Origin of the sequence: Allobosea sp. NPDC003192, from assembly GCF_050275675.1 — a bacterium.
Taxonomy (GTDB): Bacteria; Pseudomonadota; Alphaproteobacteria; order Rhizobiales; family Beijerinckiaceae; genus Allobosea.
The window spans coordinates 17983-35542 of sequence record NZ_JBNNPK010000033.1 but is presented as its reverse complement, the minus strand read 5'-3'; the positions used below and the strand labels follow the sequence as shown (position 1 = coordinate 35542).

Sequence of the window (17560 nt, the reverse complement as noted above, 5' to 3'; positions counted from 1 at the left end):
GTCTGTTGGGGCTGTGAGGGGGTGTTTTGGGCGTTTTTTTTTTTTGGGGTGGGGGGGGGGGGGGGGGGGGGGGGGGGGGGGGGGGGGGGGGGCCCCCCCCCCCCCCCCCCGCGGCGATGTCACTTCTTGTCGAATTCGGTGGCGAAGGCCTTGAGCTTCGGATCGGCGGCGACCCGCTTGAGGAAGTCGTCGGTCAGATAGGATTTCGCCTCGGGACTGGTCGGGATGGTTCCGACCTCGGTCATGAACTTGCCGATCTCGGAGAACCAGCCATCGACGGTCGAGGCGCCGCTGCCTCGGGCCATCAGCTTCAGCTGCTCGTCGAGGGCAAAGGTCGGGCGCAGGGCGAATTCCTGTTCCATCGCCTTCGCCGTCGCCTCGAGCCCGCCCTGCTTGTAGAAGTCGAGCGCGAGCTTTTGCGCCTCGGCCATGTTCGCCTTGGCCCAGGACCAGCCGCGCAGATAGACGGCGAGGAATTTGGCGACGTCCTCCGGGCGCTCCTTGGCGAAGTCGGCCCGCACGATCAGCGCGCCGGGGACGATCGCGCCGGCATCGGCGCCGGAGCAGAGATACTTCGCGTTGGCGCGATCCTCGAGCGTATAGGTGTTCGGAGCCCAGACGCCGGCGACATCGCCGTTGTTGGAGGTGATCGCCGTGACGATCTGGGCCTGACCGAGATTGACGAACTGCATGTCGTTCGAGGCGAGGCCGAATTTCGTGAGGCATTTGCGAGCGGCGAAATCGGCGGTCGAATTGGTGGTCAGCAGCAGGCGCTGGCCCTTCAGGCTCTTGGGATCGGCCTTGATCGCGTCGAACTTGTCGCCGCGCACCATCATCGCGTTCGCCTTCGACTCGTCGTTGGTGATGCCGATGGTCAGGATGTTGAACCGCACTGCGCCGAGCACGGCCGGCACCGAGCCGGTGCCGCCAACATCCCAGGACTTCGCCGCAGAGGCGGCGATCTGCGGCGCGCCGGCCGGGAAGGTCGAGAATTCAGGCGTAAGGCCGACCTCCTTCCACCAACCCTTGACCGTGGCATAGTGCCAGGGCAGCGCCCAGTAGAGAGACGGCTGGTAGCTGACGCCGATCTTGGTCTGCGCCTGCGCGCCGCTGGGGGCGGCGAGGCCCAATGTGAGCGCCAGGCCAACTCCCGCGATGATCCGTTTCATGGTTCCTCTCCCTTTTGTTCGGCCGGCCCTCGACCGTGCCGCGTTGGCCTGCGAGATCAGACGCCGAGCGGCCCCTTCTCCTCGCGCAGCGACTTCCAGATCTGGGTGCGCAGGTGGACGAAGGATTCGAGGTCCATCACGTCCTCGATCTTCTGGTGGCGATCCCAGTTCTCCGCCTCGCGCACCGAGCGGATATCGAGGATCTCCTTGATGCGGCCGGGCCGGCGAGTCATCACCGCCACCCTGTCGGCGAGATAGACCGCTTCCTCGACGGCATGGGTGATGAACAGCACCGTGCGCGGATTGACCCGTGCGAGGCGCACCAATTCCTCCTGCATGACGACGCGGGTCTGAGCGTCGAGCGCGCCGAAGGGCTCGTCCATCAGCAGGACCTCGGGATCGAGCACATAGGCGCGGGCGATGGCGACGCGCTGCTGCATCCCGCCCGAGAGCTGATGCGGGAAGGCATCGGCATGGCTTTCGAGGTTCATCAGCTTGAGCGCTCCGGCGATGCGCTCGTCGCGTTCGGGTTTCGCCAGGCCCTTGTTGCGCAGGCCGAGGTCGATGTTCTCGCGCACCGTCTTCCACGGGAACAGCGCGAACTGCTGGAAGACGACGGCGCGATCCGGCCCCGGCGCCGTAACCGGCTTGCCGTTGACGCTGACCACGCCGGCGCTCGGCGCCTCGAAGCCGGCGACCATGCGCAGGCAGGTGGTCTTGCCGCAGCCCGAGGGACCGACGATCGCGACGAACTCCTTCTCGGCGATCTCCAGATCGATGGAATCGAGCGCCTTCACGCCGCCGGTCCGCGGACCGAAGACCTTGTCGACCTTGTCGAAGCGGATCGAACCCATCTTGCCTCAAGCCTCCAGGCCACGCCGGCGGCGCAGCCATGCCTCGCCCTGGCGCAGGGCGACATCGATCAGCATGCCGACGATGCCGATGGCGACCATGCCGGCCATCACCGTCGGGGTCGCCACGTTGGCCTGCGCCTGCACCATCATGAATCCGACGCCGGCTGCGGCGACGATCAGCTCCGCGCCGACCAGCGACTGCCAGCCCAGGCCGGCGGCGACACGCAGGCCGGCGACGATCGACGGCGTCGCCGCCGGCAGCAGGATCTCCAGGATGGTGCGCAGATTGCCGGTGCCGAGCATGCGCGCCGCCTCGATCAGCCTGGGCTCGACGAAGCGCGCGCCGCGGTAGGCGTTGATCAGGCAGGGCGGGAAGGCGCCGGCGAAGATGATCAGCACGGGCCCGCCCATGCCGGTGCCGAACCACAGCGCCGCGAACGGAACCCAGGCGATCGGCGCGATGAAGCGCAGCCCGTCGAACAGCGGGGTGACGATGTCGTCGAGCCAGCGGAACCAGCCCATCAGCAGGCCGAGCGGCACGCCGATCAGGGCTGCGAGCAGCACGCCATAGGCATAGCGCTGGAAGCTGGAGGCGAGGTGCTGCGGCAGTGTCGCGCCGGCAAAGGGCGCACTCATCAGTTCGATCATCCTGCCGAGCACGTCGCCCGGGCTCGGCAGGAACGGGCGCGGCACCAGGCCAGAGGCGGTCAGCAGCGTCCAGCTGCCGAGCAGCACCGCCAGGCCGAGGGCGCCCCAGCCGATCCGTTCTGCAAGGGAGAGAGGTGTGTCGCGCATCGGCTTCAGTCCCGCGCCGCCATGTTCCAGGCCAGAGCGCGCTGCTCGGCCATGGCGAGCAGCCAGGTTGTGGCCCAACCGAGCAGGCCGACCGTGACCATGCCGACGAGGATCATGCCGGGGTAGATGTCCTGCTGGGCGACGTTGAGCACGAAGCCGATGCCGAGCAGGGCGCCGACCAGCTCGGCCGCGACCAATGTCGTCCAGGACGCCTGCAGCGACAGGCGCAGGCCGGTGAAGATCATCGGCGAGGCGGCGGGCGCGATGACTTCCCGAACCAATCGCCAGCGCGGCGTGCCGAGCATGCGCGCCGCCTCTATCATCGGGCGGTCGATCGCCCGTACGCCGGCGAAGGCGTTGATCACAGAGGGCACGAAGGCGGCAAACCAGATCACCATGATCTTGGCGGCATCGCCGAGGCCGAGCCAGAGGATGGCGAGCGGGATCCAGGCCAGAGGCGGGATCGGGCGGATCAGCAGGAAGATGGGGTTGATCGCCGCCTCGGCCCGCCGGCTCCAGCCCATCCAGAGACCGAGCGGCACGCCGGTGGCGACCGCCACGGCAAAGCCGAACAGCACAAGCTTGAGGCTCTGGACGGCATGGGCGAGCAGCGGCGCCCCGGCATAGCCGCGCGTCACGATCTGGGCCAGCGACTGCCAGAACTCCGCCGGCGATGGAAAGCGGCCCGGCGAGACCAGTCCGGTCAGCGTCGTCACTACGAACCAGAGCAATAGGGCTGCGGCCACGGAGGTCAGGCCGGCCAATCCCTTTCGTCCAATCATGGCGTTTCCCGTCGCGCATCTATTGAAAGCGCTTTCATTCAAGCTTTCAAAGACACTCCCGCCTGTCAAGCGCTAATATCTCGCTGGTCATGCGCTTTTTCGTTTGAGATCGCGCGGCGACAGCGATATCTCTTATGAAAGAATTTTCAGGGCGCGGCATGAGACAGGGCGGTCGCATCAAGTTGAGCGATGTGGCGCGCGACGCCGGGGTGTCTCCGGCGACGGTGTCGCGCGCGATCGCCCAGCCGCACCTGCTCTCGGAGGAGACCCTCGCGAAAGTCCGGGCCAGCGCGCTTCGACTCGGCTATCTGCCGGATGGTGCGGCGCGTGCCCTGGCCTCGGGGCGCTCGATGACGATAGGCGCGATCGTTCCGACGCTCGACAGCGCCATCTTCGCCCGGGCGCTGCAGGCGATGCAGTCGACGCTGGCGCAGGAGGGCTTCCTGCTCCTCGTCGCTTCCCATGAGGGACATGCCGCAGCCGAAGCCCAGGCCGTGCGCTCGCTGCTCGGACGTGGTGTCGATGGGCTGATGCTGGTCGGCGCCGAGCGGTCGCCCGAGACCGTCGCAATGCTGAAGGAGGCCCGCGTCCCGATCGTCCTGACCTGGTGCGATGACGGCAATTTCACCGCGGTGACGATCGACAATGTACTCGCCGGGCGCCTTGCCGCCGAGCATCTGATCAGTCTCGGCCATCGCCGGATCGGCATGGTCACCGGCCAGCTACGCTTCAACGACCGCCAGCGGGCGAGACTGGCCGGGGCGCGAGCGGCCCTAGCCGAAGCCGGCCTCGGCCTTCCCGACCAGCTCCATTCCGAGCAGGCGGTCACCCTCGCCGGCGGGCGCACCGGCTGCGCTGCGCTGCTCGAGCTCGACGATCCGCCGACGGCGCTGATCGGCGGCATCGATCTCCTCGCCATCGGCTGCATGGAGGAGGCGCATGCGCGCGGGATATCGGTCCCTTCCGGCCTCTCTGTGGTCGGGATCGACGGCCTCGACATGTCGGCCCATGTCTCGCCTTCGCTGACCACCGTCCATCTGCCGATCGGCCGGATCGGGATGCTGGCGGCGGAGACGCTGATGGCGCTCGTCGCCGGCCGGCCGGCTGCGACGACGATGCTGCCGATCGAACTGGTGGTGCGACGCTCGACGGCTCGCCTCGCCTGAGAGGGGCCTATGCGGCCGCTGCGATGAATTGCGCCGCCTTCTCGGCGATCATCACGGCGGGTGCATGGGTGTTGCCCGAGACGATTGTCGGCATGATCGAGGCATCGGCGATGCGCAGGGCCTCGAGGCCGTGCACGCGCAGTTGCGGATCGACGACAGCCATGGAATCGGTGCCCATCTTCGCTGTTCCGACGGGGTGGAAGATCGTCGTCGCGATGTCGCCCGCCGCCCGCGCCAGTTCTGCCGGCTCCTGGATCGCGATACCGGGCTTGAGTTCCTCCGGTCGGAATGCCTGCATCCGCTGCGTCGCCATCAAGCGGCGTGCGGCCGCGATCGAGGCGGCTGCGACCTCGCGATCGCTCTCGGCCGAGAGATAGTTCGGCGCGATGCTGGGATGGGCCAGCGGGTCGTTCGAGGTAATGCGGACATGGCCGCGCGAATCCGGCCGGAGATTGCAGACCGAGACCGTGATCGCGGGGAAGGCGTCGAGTGGCTGGCCGAAGCGCTCCAGCGAGAGCGGCTGGACATGGAATTCGATGTTCGGCGTGGCGAAACGCTCGTCCGAGCGCATGAAAATGCCGAGCTGGCTCGGCGCCATCGCCATCGGTCCGGAACGGCGCAGCGCATATTCGAGCGCAATGCCCGCCTTGCCGAGCAGGCTCGCCTGCCGCTCGTTCAACGTCCTCGCGCCGGTGATTCTGAAGACGGTACGGATCTGGAGATGGTCCTGCAGGTTTTCGCCAACGCCGGGCAGCTCATGCTCGACGGCGATGCCGTGCTGCGACAGCAGCGCACCGGGACCTACGCCGGAGAGCTGGAGCAATTGCGGCGTTCCGATCGCTCCGGCCGACAGGATCAATTCGCCGGCGGCGTCGACCTGGACGGGCTCGCCGTTAAGGCGCAGTTCGAGCCCGGTCGCGCGCTTGCCGGAAAACAGGATGCGCTCGGCCTGCGCCTGCGTCAGCACGGTCAGATTGCTGCGCTTGCGCACCGGGCTGAGGAAGGCGCGCACCGCGTTGAAGCGGAAGCCGGCCTTCTGGTTCACCTCGAAATAGGCCGAGCCGAAATTGTCGCCGGCGTTGAAGTCGTCGATCTTCGGGACGCCGATCTCCTCGGCGGCCTCGCGCACCGCGTCGAGGATCGGCCAGGACAGGCGCTGGCGCTCGACATGCAGCTCGCCATCCTGGCCATGGAATGCCCCGGCCAGGCTGTGATGCCGCTCGGATTTGCGGAACAGCGGCAGGACCTCGTCCCAGCCCCAGCCGGGATTGCCGAGCTGGCGCCAGCCATCATAGTCGGCGGCCTGGCCGCGCATGTAGATCATGCCGTTGATCGAGGAGCAGCCGCCAAGCACCTTGCCGCGCGGATAGGCGAGGGAGCGGCCGTTGAGGCCCTTTTCCGCTACTGTGCTGTAGCCCCAATCGGTCCGCGGATTGCCCATGCAGTAGAGGTAGCCGACCGGGATGTGGATCCAGTGATAGTTGTCGGAGCCACCGGCCTCGAGCAGCAGCACGCGCTTGGCGGGATCGGCGCTGAGGCGGTTGGCGAGCACGCAGCCCGCCGAGCCGGCGCCGACGATGACGTAATCCCAGGAGCCGAGATGGCGACGGACGCTCACGCGACCTCCGATCGGTAACGCTGCCATTGCGCTGCCAAGGTCGTAGCAAGATCGTCATAGAGCCGGTAGCGCGCATCGCTCAACCTCCCGTCTGGGCGGTTCGGCACGAAGCTGCGCCTGGGCCTGACCATCTTGGCGACGCCGGCCTCGATATCGGCGAACAGTCCAGCAGCAACACCCGCGGCGATGGCAGCGCCGAGCGCGCCGGTCTCCTCGCACTCGGCGATCGTGACCGGCACGCCGATACCGTCGGCGAACATCTGGCACCAGGCGGTGCTGCGCGACCCGCCCCCTGACAGCACGGCCCGGTCGAAACTCACTCCCGCAACGCGCAGGCGATCGATATGGCGGCGATGCTCGAAGACGACGCCTTCGTAGAGCGCATGCAGCATCTCGGCGCGGCCATGCCAACCGGCGAGGCCGAGGAAGGAGGCGCGCGCCGTCGGCTCAGACCCGGAGCCGTAGAGGAAGGGATGGAAGAGCGGGCTGTCGGCGCTCGGTGTCACCGAGGCGACGAGCTCGCTGCAGCGCGCGAAAGCGCCCTCGCCGTGATCGCCCAGGATCTCGTGCACGAACCATTCGAGATTGACCGCCGAGGTCGCGCTGGATTCGACCGCGACATAGCGGTCCGGCCGCCATGTGCAGGCATGGAAGATGCGCTCATCGACAACGGGCCGGTCGAGGATGATCTGGTTGATGCCCCAGGTCCCCACCACGATCGCGGCTTGCCCAGGCTGAGCTGCGCCGGCGCCGACGGAGCTGGCGATGATGTCGAAGAAGCCGGCCGCGACCGGCGTGCCGATAGCGAGGCTCGTACGCCGTGCGGCCTCTTCCGTCACGTGTCCGGCGACGGCGTCGGATTGCACGAGCGGCGGCAGCAGCGTTCGGGCATCGGCGAGGCCATAGGCCGCGAGCAGCTCGGCACCGCAGTCACGCTGCGGCAGGCGCATCAGCCCGCAGCCGCTCATATCGGAATAGTCGCTCACGCGCCTGCCGGTGAGCATGAAGGTCAGCGCGTCCTTGCACAGGAAGGCGGTCCCGGCCCGCTCATAGATCTCCGGCCGGTTGCGCTTGATCCAGGCGAGCAGCGTCGCGGTCTGCGACGGCCACGGCTTCTGCAGGCAGAGCGGATAGAGCGTCGCGGCGGTACCGTCGGCTCGCCACTCCGCCGCCAATCCGGCGGCGCGCGTATCGAGCGACTGGATGCCGAGGAGAGGTTGCGCCTGCTTGTCGAGCAAATAGAGGCCGTTGCCATGACCGGCTGTGCCGACCGCGGCGATGTCGCGGCCTTCGGCGCCGGCATCGCGCAGACAGGCGGCGATCACTTCGCCGGCATTGCCCCAGAGCTCGCCAATCTCGCGCTCGACATGGCCGGGCTCCGGCTTGCTCGAATGGCCGCCCTGCGCCGCCTTGCCGACGACCTTGCCGCTGCGATCGAACAGCACGGCCTTGACGACGGTGTTGCCGGCATCGAGACCAAGAAGCAGCTCGCTCATCCGCGCTCCTCATAGATCCGCCAGGCGGCCTCGTCGTCGGCGCCGTCATGGATCATCGCCATCAGCGCCCGGACCACGCGGCTCGGCGAGGCATGCTGATAGATGTTGCGGCCATAGACCATGCCGTGCGCGCCCTGCTGCATCAGCGCGCAGGAATTGGCGAAGACCTGGCGCAGATCGGCCTTGCCGCCGCCGCGCACCAGAACCGGGCAGCGCGCCGCCTCGACGACGCGGCCGAACTCGGCGGGATCGCTGGTCGGATCGGCCTTGATGATGTCGGCGCCCATCTCGCGGGCGAGGCGCACCAGCGTGACGATCTTCTGGGCGTCGCCATCGACGAGATAGCCGCCGCGGCCGCTGTTCGGCTGCATCACCAGGGGCTCGATCATCAGCGGCATGCCGTAGCGCTCGCAGTCCTGGCGGACGCGGGCGATGTTCTCGACGCATTGCCGGAACAGCGCCGGCTCGTCGGGCAGCATGAACAGGTTGACCACCACGCAGGCGGCGTCGAGCTTCAGCGCCGGCACCACCGGATCATGCGCGTTCTGCAGCACCGCCCACATCTCGCGATGACGCAGCGCGTTGTAGGGGTTGCCCATGTCGATGCGCATGACCAGCGCCGGCTTGTCCTTGCCAGGCCGCGCCTGCAGCAGATCGGCCTGGCCGTAATTCATCTGGATCGCGTCGGGACCGGCCGCAGCCAGCACGTCGACGATCCGGCCCATATCCTCCAGACCGTCGAGGAAGGAGGGCTCGTTGCAGACGCCGTGATCGATCGCGACGTCAAGACACCTGCCGTTGTGGAACAGCCTGTTCATGCGGACCTTCTTCGAATCGTACATCACTGTTCCCTTGATCGGTAGCGCGCCGGCGAAGCATGGCTTCGTCGACACCGTGGTTATTGTTGAGTTCGGCAAGGAGGGCGGCGCATTCCGCGACGCGCCGGCGCTCGTCCCAATCGCGGGCGGCCGCCATCACCTTCGACAGCTCGATCACCGCGGCGTGCGAGAGCTCGCCGGTGAAGGCGATGGTCAGGCGGCGCAGGACGAGGTCGGCCAGCGTCTCCGGGCACTCCCGGTCGATGATCCAGGCGATCTCGCGATGGCCATAGGCCGGCAGCGACCGGAGGGCCTCGTCGCCGCCTCCGGACAGCGCGCGTGCGTACTCAGCTGCTCGCGTGCCGTAGCGCGCCAGCAGGCGCTCCGCCGTCTCCGGAGAGAGGCCCGCCGTTTTGGCGATGCGCTCGACCCAGGCCTGCCGATGCGCGTTTGCCGGATAGTCGCGGCCACCACCGATAGCGCTGTGCTCGGTCGCCATTCGGCGCGGGAAACCCAGCCTGGCGAGGAGCATGTCCGCGGCAGCGGCGCCGAAGGCGCGGAAGGTCGTCCATTTGCCGCCGACCAGATTGAGCACCGGCCGCGCCGCGCCGGCCTCTTGATCGAGCCATTCGCAGCTATGGTCGCGCGAGATGCTGGCGTTCAGGCTGCGATCGCTGCGCGGCAGGGGCCGCACGCCCGAGAAGCGATAGATCAGCTCGTCCGGCGCGATGGGAATGTCTGGGAAGACCTCGGCGATCGAGGCCAGGATGTAGGCGGCCTCGTCCGGCTCGCAGCGAACTCCGTCCGGCGTCTCGACGCTGATGTCGGTCGAGCCTGCCAGCACCTGGCCGAGATGCCGGAACAGGATGCAGACGCGGCCCTCGCGATTGGCGAAGTAGATCATCGTCTCGCCGATCGCCTCGTAAAGGCGCTGGTTGGAGATGACGAGATGCGAGCCCTTGGTGCCGCCGATCAGGCGCGGCGCCTTCCCTGCAAGTTCCTGATTGGTCTGGTCGATCCAGGCGCCGGTCGCGTTGACGATGATCTCGGCATCGAGCGTGACGCGCTCGCCGGTCAGGCTGTCTTCGAGCACGGCGCCATTTGGCTCCAACCGGACGAGGCCGAGATGGTTGAGCGCCAGCGCCTGGGGCGAGGCCTGCTCGCTGTCGAGGATGAGCTCGATGCCGAGCCGCTCGGGATGACTGATCCTGGCATCGTAGTAGAGCGCGCTGCCGACGATGTCGGAACGCAGCGCCGGCCAGCGCCGCCGCGTCTCGCGACTGCCGAAGAAGCTGTGACGCGGCACGGAGCTGCCGCGCCCGGCATAGAGATCGTAGAGGCAGAGCCCGAGCTTGATGATCAGAGCGCCGCGGGCGCCGGCCGTCTCCTTGCCGCCGAGAAAGCGACGCGCGGCGCTGACCACGCCGGAGAAGCGGTCGACCACCGGGATCAGCGTCGGCAGCGGGCTGACGAGATGCGGCGCGTTGGCCAGCAGCAGATTGCGCTCGCGCAGAGACTCCCTGACCAGCGCAAACTCGCCATTCTCCATATAGCGCAGGCCGCCATGGATCATGCGCGAGGGGGCCGAGCTCGCCCCGCTCATGAAGTCGCCGCGCTCGACCAGCACGACATCGACGCCGTTGAGCGCAAGCTCGCGGAAGGTGCTGATACCGTTGATGCCGCCGCCGACGACGAGCACCTGGGCACGCCCCTTGCGACGCAAGGCGTCGATCCGCTCTGCACGATCCTGGGCCATGATCGTCTCTGGATGCTTCTCAGGCTGCCTTGGCAAGGTGCCGCGCGATCGCTTCGTCGATGCGCCGCAGCTCGGCGGCGGACAACGCGATCCTGCCGGCGCCGGCATTCTCGACGGCCTGCGCCCGGTCGCGGGCGCCGCAGAGTGCGTAGGTGATGCCGGGCTGGGCGATGGTCCAGGCGATTACCAGCTGGGCGGGCGCCGCATCATGAGCTGCCGCGATCGGGGCGACCTCGGCAAGGAAGGCAGCGATGCGCTTCAGGCTCTCGGGCGCAAAGCGCGGGTCGTCCTTGCGCAGGTCGTCGCCGGAGAAGACGCGGTCCGGCCCGATCTTGCCGGAGAGCAGGCCGAGCGCCAGCGAGGAATAGCTCAGCGTCGCGACATCATGCGTCCGGCAAATCGGCAGCAGCGTCGTCTCGATCTCGCGATCGAGCATGTTGTAGCGCTCCTGGATGGCGTCGACCGGACCGATGGCGAGATAGGCCTTCAGCTCCTCGGGGCTGACATTGCTCACCCCGATCGCCCGGATCGTGCCCTGCCGCTTCAGCTCCAGCAGCGTGGCCATGGTCTCGGCGACCGGCGTCGTCGGGTCCTGCCAATGGGTGATGTAGAGGTCGATATAGTCGGTGCGCAGCCGGCGCAGGCTCTGCTCGACCTCGTGCAGGATCGAGTCGCGGCCGAGATGGCGATGGACGCGCTGCCCGTGCTCGTCGAAGAAGTGGTTGCCCTTGTCGGTATGCCAGACGAGGCCGCATTTCGTCGCCAGCACCACCTCCGAGCGGCGACCGGCGATCGCCTCGCCGACGATCTCCTCCGATTTGCCGAGGCCATAGGCCGGCGCGGTGTCGATCAGGCTGACGCCGGCATCGAGCGAGGCGCGGATCGCCTCGACCGCCTTGGACTCGTCGGTGCCGCCCCACATCCAGCCGCCCATCGCCCAGGTGCCGAGGCCGATGGCGCTCGCGCTCACCGCGCTTTTGCCCATCGGGCGCAGTTGCTGGTCAGTTGCCATGGGTATCATCCTTCAGGACATCGATGATCGCGTTGCCGGTGGCCTCATCGGTCGCCAGCACGTCGAGGAAGTCGCCGCGCAGGGCGCTGGCGGCAGGCGCCGCCTTGCGAGCCCCAGCGCAGACGCCGATCGCCAGCGGGATCGCCTTGAGCTCGTCGAGCGTAAGACCGATCACGCGCTCGTTCAGCGGGTAGTCGCAGAGCCGGCCGCGGCGATCGAGCAGATGCGCGACGAGCTCGCCGGCGGCACCCAGCCGCGCCAGCTCGCTCTCGGTGCCGGGCACCATCGTGCGCAGGCTGAGATAGGTCGAGCGGTCAGCCAGGACCGAGCCGATGCCGGTGACCGCGATCGCCGCGTCGCGGGCACGGGCCAGAACCTCGCGCACCGACTGCAGCGAGAGCAGCACGTCGCGCTCTTCGCGCGAGGCGGCGAAGACCGGCGCATGGATCTGGAAGGCCTTGCCCTGGAGCTTGTGGGCGAGCTGCGCCGCCAGATGGTTCACATCGGTGAAGTATTCGCCCTGGATACCGCCGGTCGCCGGCACGACGGTGACGTCATAGGCCCGGTTCGGCGCCAGCGCCTGGATCACCGCATCGACGCCGCGCCCGCCGGAAACGCAGATCGTGTCGCCATCCCGAAGGTTCGACAGCAGGAATTCGGCCGCGGCCCGGCCCACTGTGGTCAGGTTGACCTCTTCCTGGTCCGAGACGGTCGGCGTGACGATCGCTTCCGTCAGCGCCCCAGCCGCCGCAAGCTGTTCCTCGAGCGCGAACAGCGATTGCAGGGGCGAGCGCACCGAGATCTGCACATAGCCGCGCTCGTGGCCTTCCTTGACCAGCCGGTTGACCGTCGGGTGCGAGAGGCCGGTGCGCTTGGCGATCTCGGCCTGGCTCAGGCCTTCGACGTAATGCATCACCAGCACGCGGTGAATCTTCCGCAGCCGCTCGAAATCGTCGTTGGAATGGGACGCCATGACGAAGCCGTTCAACCGGTGCGCGCCGCGCCGCGGGCGCGCTTGCGGGTGTGGAGGAGGTGGTCGATCGTGACGGCGGCGAGCAGAATCACGCCGCGGATCACGTCCTGCCAGACCGGCGGGACATCGAGCAGGGTCAGCGAGCTCGAGACCACCGAGAGCAGGGCGATGCCGAGGATCGCGCCGAGGATCGTGCCGGAGCCGCCCTTGAGGCTGGCGCCGCCGATCACCGCCGCGGCGATGATGTTGAGCTCCATACCGACGCCGAAGGTTGGCGGCGCCGCGCCGAAGCGCGCCATGTAGAGCACGCCGGCGACGCCGGAGAGGCCCGAGCACAGCACGATGCAGAAGAACTTCACCCGGTTGGTGCGAATGCCGGAATACTGCGCCGCCTTCTCGTTGCTGCCGGTGTAGAACACCTTGCGGAACACCGTCGCCTTGCGCAGCAGCAGGTCGAAGACCACGACCACGGCGAGGAAGATCAGGATCACGACCGGGACATCGTAGACCTGGGGGAAGCCGAGGAAGCGCAGGTCGAGCGGCACCGTGCCCTGGCCGATGAACTTGAAGCTCGGCGGCAGGGAGAACAGCGACAGCGGCCTGCCGTCGGTGATCGCGAGGCAGAGGCCGCGCACGATCACCATGAAGGCGAGCGAAACGATGAAGGAATGCAGGCCGATGGCCGTGACGAACGAGGCCATCGCGACGCCGATGAGGGCGCTGGCGACGATGCCGGCGAGGCTCGCCGTCCAGGGATCGATGCCGGCGAGGAAGGCCGTGCCGGCGACGACCATGGCAAAGCAGACGACCGAGCCGACCGAAAGGTCGATCGCGCCGACGATCAAGAGCACGGTCATGCCGACCACGACGATGCCCTCGATCGAGAAGGACATCAGCATCGCCCGGAAATTGCCCCAGCTCAGGAAATAGGGCGAGGCGAAGCTCATTGCGACGCAGAGCGCCAGGATGATCAGCACCAGGCCGAATTCGCGCATGCTGGCGATGCTGCGCCAGCCGCTGCTGGCTGCTTCCCGCGCCACGGCCGGGCGTAGCTCTTCGTCCAATCCGCTGGCCACGCTCATCTCGCTTCTTGCCCTTCGATCGCAAGCCCGGAGGCGAGCCGCATGATCGCTTCTTCGTTGAGATCGTCGCCGGAAACCTCGCCGGCGATGCGGCCCTCGTGCACGACGAGGACGCGGTCGCACAGGCCGATCAGCTCCGGCAGCTCCGACGAGATCGTGACGATGCCGGTTCCACCGCTCGCGAGCTCGCGCAGGATGCGATGGATCTCGGCCTTGGCGCCGATGTCGACGCCGCGCGTCGGTTCGTCCAGGATGATCGCCTTCGGACAGACCGAGAGCAGCTTGGCGAGCGCGACCTTCTGCTGGTTGCCGCCGGACAGGGTCGAGGCGGCATCATCGAGCGAACCGCGCTTCAGGCGCAGCTGGTCGGCGAGGTTTTTCGCTTGCGCCTGTTCCTTGGCGCGGCTGACGAAGCCGGCGCTTGCGACGCGGTCGATGGCCAGTGCCGAGACGTTCACCGCGATCGGCAGATCGACGAAGACGCCAGCGCCCTTGCGGTCCTCGGAGAGGTAGACGATGCCGTTGGCGATGCTCTCGGCATAACTGCGTGGCGTCACCTCGCGGCCCTCGAACTCGACCCTGCCGGCGGTGAGGCGGTTCAGTCCGCAGAGGCCGAGCGCGATCTCGGTGCGGCCGGCGCCGATCAACCCGGCGATGCCGAGAACCTCGCCGCGGCGCAGATCGAAGGAGACATCACGGACGCGATCGCCATCCTGCAGCTCGCTGACCGACATCAGCACGGGCGCCGTGACGCTGGCCGGATTTTTCGCCGGATAGATGTCGCCGAGATGCCGGCCGACCATACGCCGGACGATCTCCTCCTGCGTGGTGGTCGCGACCTCCTCGGTGCAGATATAGCGACCGTCGCGCAGCACGCTGATCCGGTCGCAATGCGCGAAGACCTCGGCCATGCGGTGGCTGATATAGATGATGCTGATGCCGCGCGCCTTGAGCTGCGCGATGATCCCGAAGAGCTTGCCGGCCTCGCGCTCGGTCAGCGCGGCGGTGGGCTCGTCCAGGATCAGGATCGAGCAGTCGAGGGCCAGCGCCTTGGCGATCTCGACGATCTGCTGCTCGGAGATCGACAACTCCCCGACCAGCGCCTGCGGATCGATCTCGGCGAGCGAAGCCAGTATCCGGCCGGCGCGGTCGCGCAATTCGCGATAATCCATCAGCCAGGCGCGCCGGCTGTTGGTCGCCGCCATCGAGATGTTCTCGGCGACGGAGATGTCCGGGCAGAGCGCGATCTCCTGATGCACCAGCCCGATGCCGAGCTCATGCGCCTTCTGCGGCGAGGCGATCTCGACGGGGCGGCCATCGACCAGGATCTCGCCACCATCGGGCCTCAAGATGCCGTCGATGATGTTCATCAGCGTCGATTTGCCGGCGCCGTTCTCGCCCATCAGCGCGTGCACCTCGCCCTTGCGCAGGCTGAAGCTGACGCCATCGAGCGCACACACAGGGCCGAAGCTCTTGCTGACATTGCGGACTTCGAGAGCGAGGGACGTCATGGCACGGCTTGTCGCGAGAGAGGGTCGGCGGAGCGAAACCACGCTCCGCCGGGAGGGGCTCGAGCTTATTCCTTGATGCCCTTGGTGCCACGACGCTTCAGATAGGCGTCCCAATAGAAATCGTCGGCATTGTCCTTGGTGACGACGGCAAAGCCGTTGTCGACGAAGGGAACGCCCATCGGGTTGAAGCCCGAGCGCTTGTAGTCGTTCATCGGGTCGATCAGCTCGGGATGAGCCGCCATGAACAGCAGCATGAAGCCCATATAGCCCTGCATGCCCTGGTTCGGGTTGATCGCGCCGAAGACCTGGCCGCTCTTGATCATGTCGAGGATCTTGCCGTTCACGTCGGCGTTCATGACCTTGATCTTGCCGCCGAGCTCCTGCGCCGCCTGTGCCGCGCCGAGGGCGGAGTTGGCCTCCGGCATGAACAGCGCGCCGAGATTGGGGTTGGCCTGCGCCATGCTCAGCGCGGCGTTGTAGGCCTTGGTCGGGTCCTGGTTGGACGGCGCGCGGGCGACCAGCTTGATGCCCGGATGCTTCTCGCCCATCCGCTTGATGAAGGCGGCGACGCGCCGGTCGTGATTGTCCTGGCCGGGGTTCTCCAGAATGCCGTACTCGCCCTTGCCGCCCATCGCCTTGGCGATCACATCGGCGGCATAGGAGCCTTCGCGGTCGTTGTCGGAGGTGACGTAGGAGACGCGCTTGCTGTTGGGCGAGTCCGCCGCGAAGGTCACGACCGGAACACCCGAGGCGGTCGCCCGGTTGATCGGCTCGATGAACGGGTCCGAGTTCATCGGATGGACCAGGATGCCGGCCGGCTTCTTCGCCAGGATCTGGTCGAAGCTCGCGATCTGCTTGGTGACGTCGTATTCCGGCGTGCCGGTATAGGCGGTCTTGCAGCCGAGCGACTGCGCCGCCTGCTTGAACATCTCGTAGACCGGGAACCAGTATTCCACGCCCGAGACCATCACGTTCATGTAGTAGGTCTCGCCCTCCTTGCAGCGGAACTGCGCCGGGGTCTGCGCTGCTGCGCCATGCCCTAGAGCCAGCGACAGGCCGAGGCCCGTGGCAACCGTCAACGTCAGATTACGAGCCAATTCCTTGATGCGCATGTTTCCCCTCCAGAGCTCGATGCCGGACCGATCTCCGGCGCCGCAATAACCAGCTTGAAATTTATTTCATATACTGGTATCTATTTCTGATAGGGATAGGGGGCGCCGCTTGCCGCGTCAAGTGGTCCTTGCTCATGGCGCAGGCGCACGATCTTGAGCAGCGGCTCGACGCAATGCGCTGCGCAACCCTTTGCTATGGAGATCAGCAGCGACTGAACGCTTCAGGCGCTTAGGGCTGCGATGTCGTCATCGCGCCGCAAGCCGAAGCGGTCGCCGGCGCGATCGTATGGCTTCAGGCCTGAGGGTGGCGTGCTGGCACTGCGCGGCATTCGTCGCTGACGGCAGCCGGGCCGCGGGCCGGCTCGATGCGAGCCAAGGGAGAATACGTGCTGCGGCAGGTGGCGGCGGCTGCATCCTCGCCCGTCGGCAGCGCCGAGCCGCTTCAAGTTCATGATCCAGCGATCACCGCCCTTGCGGCACCGGGACGAGCATGTTCATCAGCGGTACGTGCTGCTGGCAGCCATACATGTCGCCTTCGCCCGAGGCGCCTTGCGCGCGCGGACGCTTGATGGTGACCTTGATCGCATTCGCCAGGTCGACCTCGAAGAATGACGAAATATCCGTAACCGAGAGGCCGTAGGCCCTGGCGATGGTCGCGGGCGTGATTGCGCCCGAATCCCGGATGAGCTCGTAATTCGCCTTTTCCCTGCACAGGATATCGAAAGTGATGCGGTAGGGACCGGCGTTCTTGCTGCGGACGATGTCGGCGATCTCGCGGAGCGGACGGGCAATCATCTCACAGGTCCTCCAGCTCGAGGGGAAAGAGCTCGGTCGGCGAATCCACCTTCATCAGGTGGAACGATACCTGAGATGTTCGCGATCCCGGCCGCGAAACAGCGTCGGAGGCAAGCCTGGCGAGTGACGAACGTTTTCGTCGGCGTTCCGGCGCTCGCAAGGCTCCGGCCTGGGATATCGCGCCGCGACGATCACCGGCTTCTCCGCGGCAGCGCGATCCGACGCATGCTCCGGACTCACCATCACGATAGCGGTCAGAGCTTCCATTTCCAGGGGCCGCCGTCTCCGTCAGGCGTATTCGGGCCGGCGCGGGGTGAAGACATCGAGATTGATCACCGGCTCGTCGCCGACCACCTCGCCCCAATGCTCGACATTGGAGGGGATCACGACGAGGCCTCCGGGGCCGATCAGATGTTCCTCGCCTCCGATGAAGAAGCGGATCGTGCCGCTGACGATATAGGCGATCTGCTCATGGGGGTGGCTGTGCGGCTTGGGCTCGTGCCCCGGCATCAGCCGGTGCAGCGCCAGCGTCGCGGCCGAGCCGGAGAACGCCTTGCGATCCACGCCGGGGCGAACCGGCGTCCACGGGATCCCACTCCAGTCGATCTTGTGAATATCCAT

16 protein-coding genes are annotated in these 17560 nt (G+C 67.2%); 1 reads left to right on the top strand and 15 read right to left on the bottom strand.

What is annotated here, in order from left to right; all coding sequences use genetic code 11:
- Positions 1 to 119: 119 nt before the first annotated feature.
- From ACQKLX_RS28695 to ACQKLX_RS28680, 4 genes are read right to left on the bottom strand one after another with little or no spacing between them, the layout of a single operon-like run.
- Entirely contained in the window at positions 120 to 1169 is a 1050-nt protein-coding gene (locus ACQKLX_RS28695; RefSeq protein ID WP_427364964.1) for an ABC transporter substrate-binding protein, read from the bottom strand.
- A 56-nt stretch (positions 1170 to 1225) separates the two neighbouring features.
- Positions 1226 to 2023 carry an ABC transporter ATP-binding protein gene (locus ACQKLX_RS28690; RefSeq protein ID WP_427364963.1) on the bottom strand — a complete coding sequence of 266 codons (798 nt, stop codon included), beginning with the start codon at positions 2021 to 2023 and terminating at the stop codon, positions 1226 to 1228.
- A gap of 6 nt (positions 2024 to 2029) precedes the next feature.
- Positions 2030 to 2818 carry an ABC transporter permease gene (locus tag ACQKLX_RS28685; RefSeq protein WP_427364962.1) on the bottom strand — a complete coding sequence of 263 codons (789 nt, stop codon included), beginning with the start codon at positions 2816 to 2818 and terminating at the stop codon, positions 2030 to 2032.
- A 5-nt stretch (positions 2819 to 2823) separates the two neighbouring features.
- Positions 2824 to 3600, bottom strand: a complete 777-nt coding sequence (locus ACQKLX_RS28680; RefSeq protein WP_427364960.1) for an ABC transporter permease — start codon at positions 3598 to 3600, stop codon at positions 2824 to 2826.
- Between the two features lie 158 nt (positions 3601 to 3758).
- On the opposite strand from ACQKLX_RS28680, the gene ACQKLX_RS28675 reads away from it, so the two are divergent.
- Positions 3759 to 4766, top strand: a complete 1008-nt coding sequence (locus ACQKLX_RS28675; protein WP_427364959.1) for a substrate-binding domain-containing protein — start codon at positions 3759 to 3761, stop codon at positions 4764 to 4766.
- Positions 4767 to 4773: 7 nt separating this feature from the next.
- Here the strand turns inward: ACQKLX_RS28675 and ACQKLX_RS28670 are convergent, their stop codons facing one another.
- From ACQKLX_RS28670 to ACQKLX_RS28620, 11 genes are all read right to left on the bottom strand, one after another.
- Entirely contained in the window at positions 4774 to 6384 is a 1611-nt protein-coding gene (locus tag ACQKLX_RS28670) for a GMC family oxidoreductase (RefSeq protein ID WP_427364958.1), read from the bottom strand.
- Positions 6381 to 7880 (bottom strand): FGGY-family carbohydrate kinase, encoded by a 1500-nt coding sequence (locus ACQKLX_RS28665; protein WP_427364957.1) that lies wholly within the window; start codon positions 7878 to 7880, stop codon positions 6381 to 6383. The genes ACQKLX_RS28670 and ACQKLX_RS28665 overlap by 4 nt, the downstream gene beginning before the upstream one ends.
- Positions 7877 to 8722 (bottom strand): class I fructose-bisphosphate aldolase, encoded by an 846-nt coding sequence (locus ACQKLX_RS28660; RefSeq protein ID WP_427364956.1) that lies wholly within the window; start codon positions 8720 to 8722, stop codon positions 7877 to 7879. Before ACQKLX_RS28660 ends, ACQKLX_RS28665 begins: the two co-directional genes overlap by 4 nt.
- Positions 8664 to 10454, bottom strand: a complete 1791-nt coding sequence (locus ACQKLX_RS28655; protein ID WP_427364955.1) for a glycerol-3-phosphate dehydrogenase/oxidase — start codon at positions 10452 to 10454, stop codon at positions 8664 to 8666. The genes ACQKLX_RS28660 and ACQKLX_RS28655 overlap by 59 nt, the downstream gene beginning before the upstream one ends.
- Positions 10455 to 10473: 19 nt before the next feature.
- Entirely contained in the window at positions 10474 to 11466 is a 993-nt protein-coding gene (locus tag ACQKLX_RS28650) for an aldo/keto reductase (protein WP_427364954.1), read from the bottom strand.
- A complete protein-coding gene (locus tag ACQKLX_RS28645; RefSeq protein ID WP_427364953.1) occupies positions 11456 to 12439 on the bottom strand; it encodes a sugar-binding transcriptional regulator in 984 nt (327 codons plus the stop codon). The genes ACQKLX_RS28650 and ACQKLX_RS28645 overlap by 11 nt, the downstream gene beginning before the upstream one ends.
- A gap of 11 nt (positions 12440 to 12450) precedes the next feature.
- A complete protein-coding gene (locus ACQKLX_RS28640) occupies positions 12451 to 13434 on the bottom strand; it encodes an ABC transporter permease (RefSeq protein WP_427364966.1) in 984 nt (327 codons plus the stop codon).
- Between the two features lie 83 nt (positions 13435 to 13517).
- A complete protein-coding gene (locus ACQKLX_RS28635; RefSeq protein ID WP_427364952.1) occupies positions 13518 to 15032 on the bottom strand; it encodes a sugar ABC transporter ATP-binding protein in 1515 nt (504 codons plus the stop codon).
- Positions 15033 to 15097: 65 nt separating this feature from the next.
- Complete coding sequence (locus tag ACQKLX_RS28630) at positions 15098 to 16009, bottom strand: substrate-binding domain-containing protein (protein WP_427364965.1); 912 nt, start codon at positions 16007 to 16009, stop codon at positions 15098 to 15100.
- 597 nt (positions 16010 to 16606) lie between these two features.
- Positions 16607 to 16939 carry a DUF4387 domain-containing protein gene (locus ACQKLX_RS28625; protein ID WP_427364951.1) on the bottom strand — a complete coding sequence of 111 codons (333 nt, stop codon included), beginning with the start codon at positions 16937 to 16939 and terminating at the stop codon, positions 16607 to 16609.
- 288 nt (positions 16940 to 17227) lie between these two features.
- A complete protein-coding gene (locus tag ACQKLX_RS28620) occupies positions 17228 to 17560 on the bottom strand; it encodes a cupin domain-containing protein (RefSeq protein ID WP_427364950.1) in 333 nt (110 codons plus the stop codon).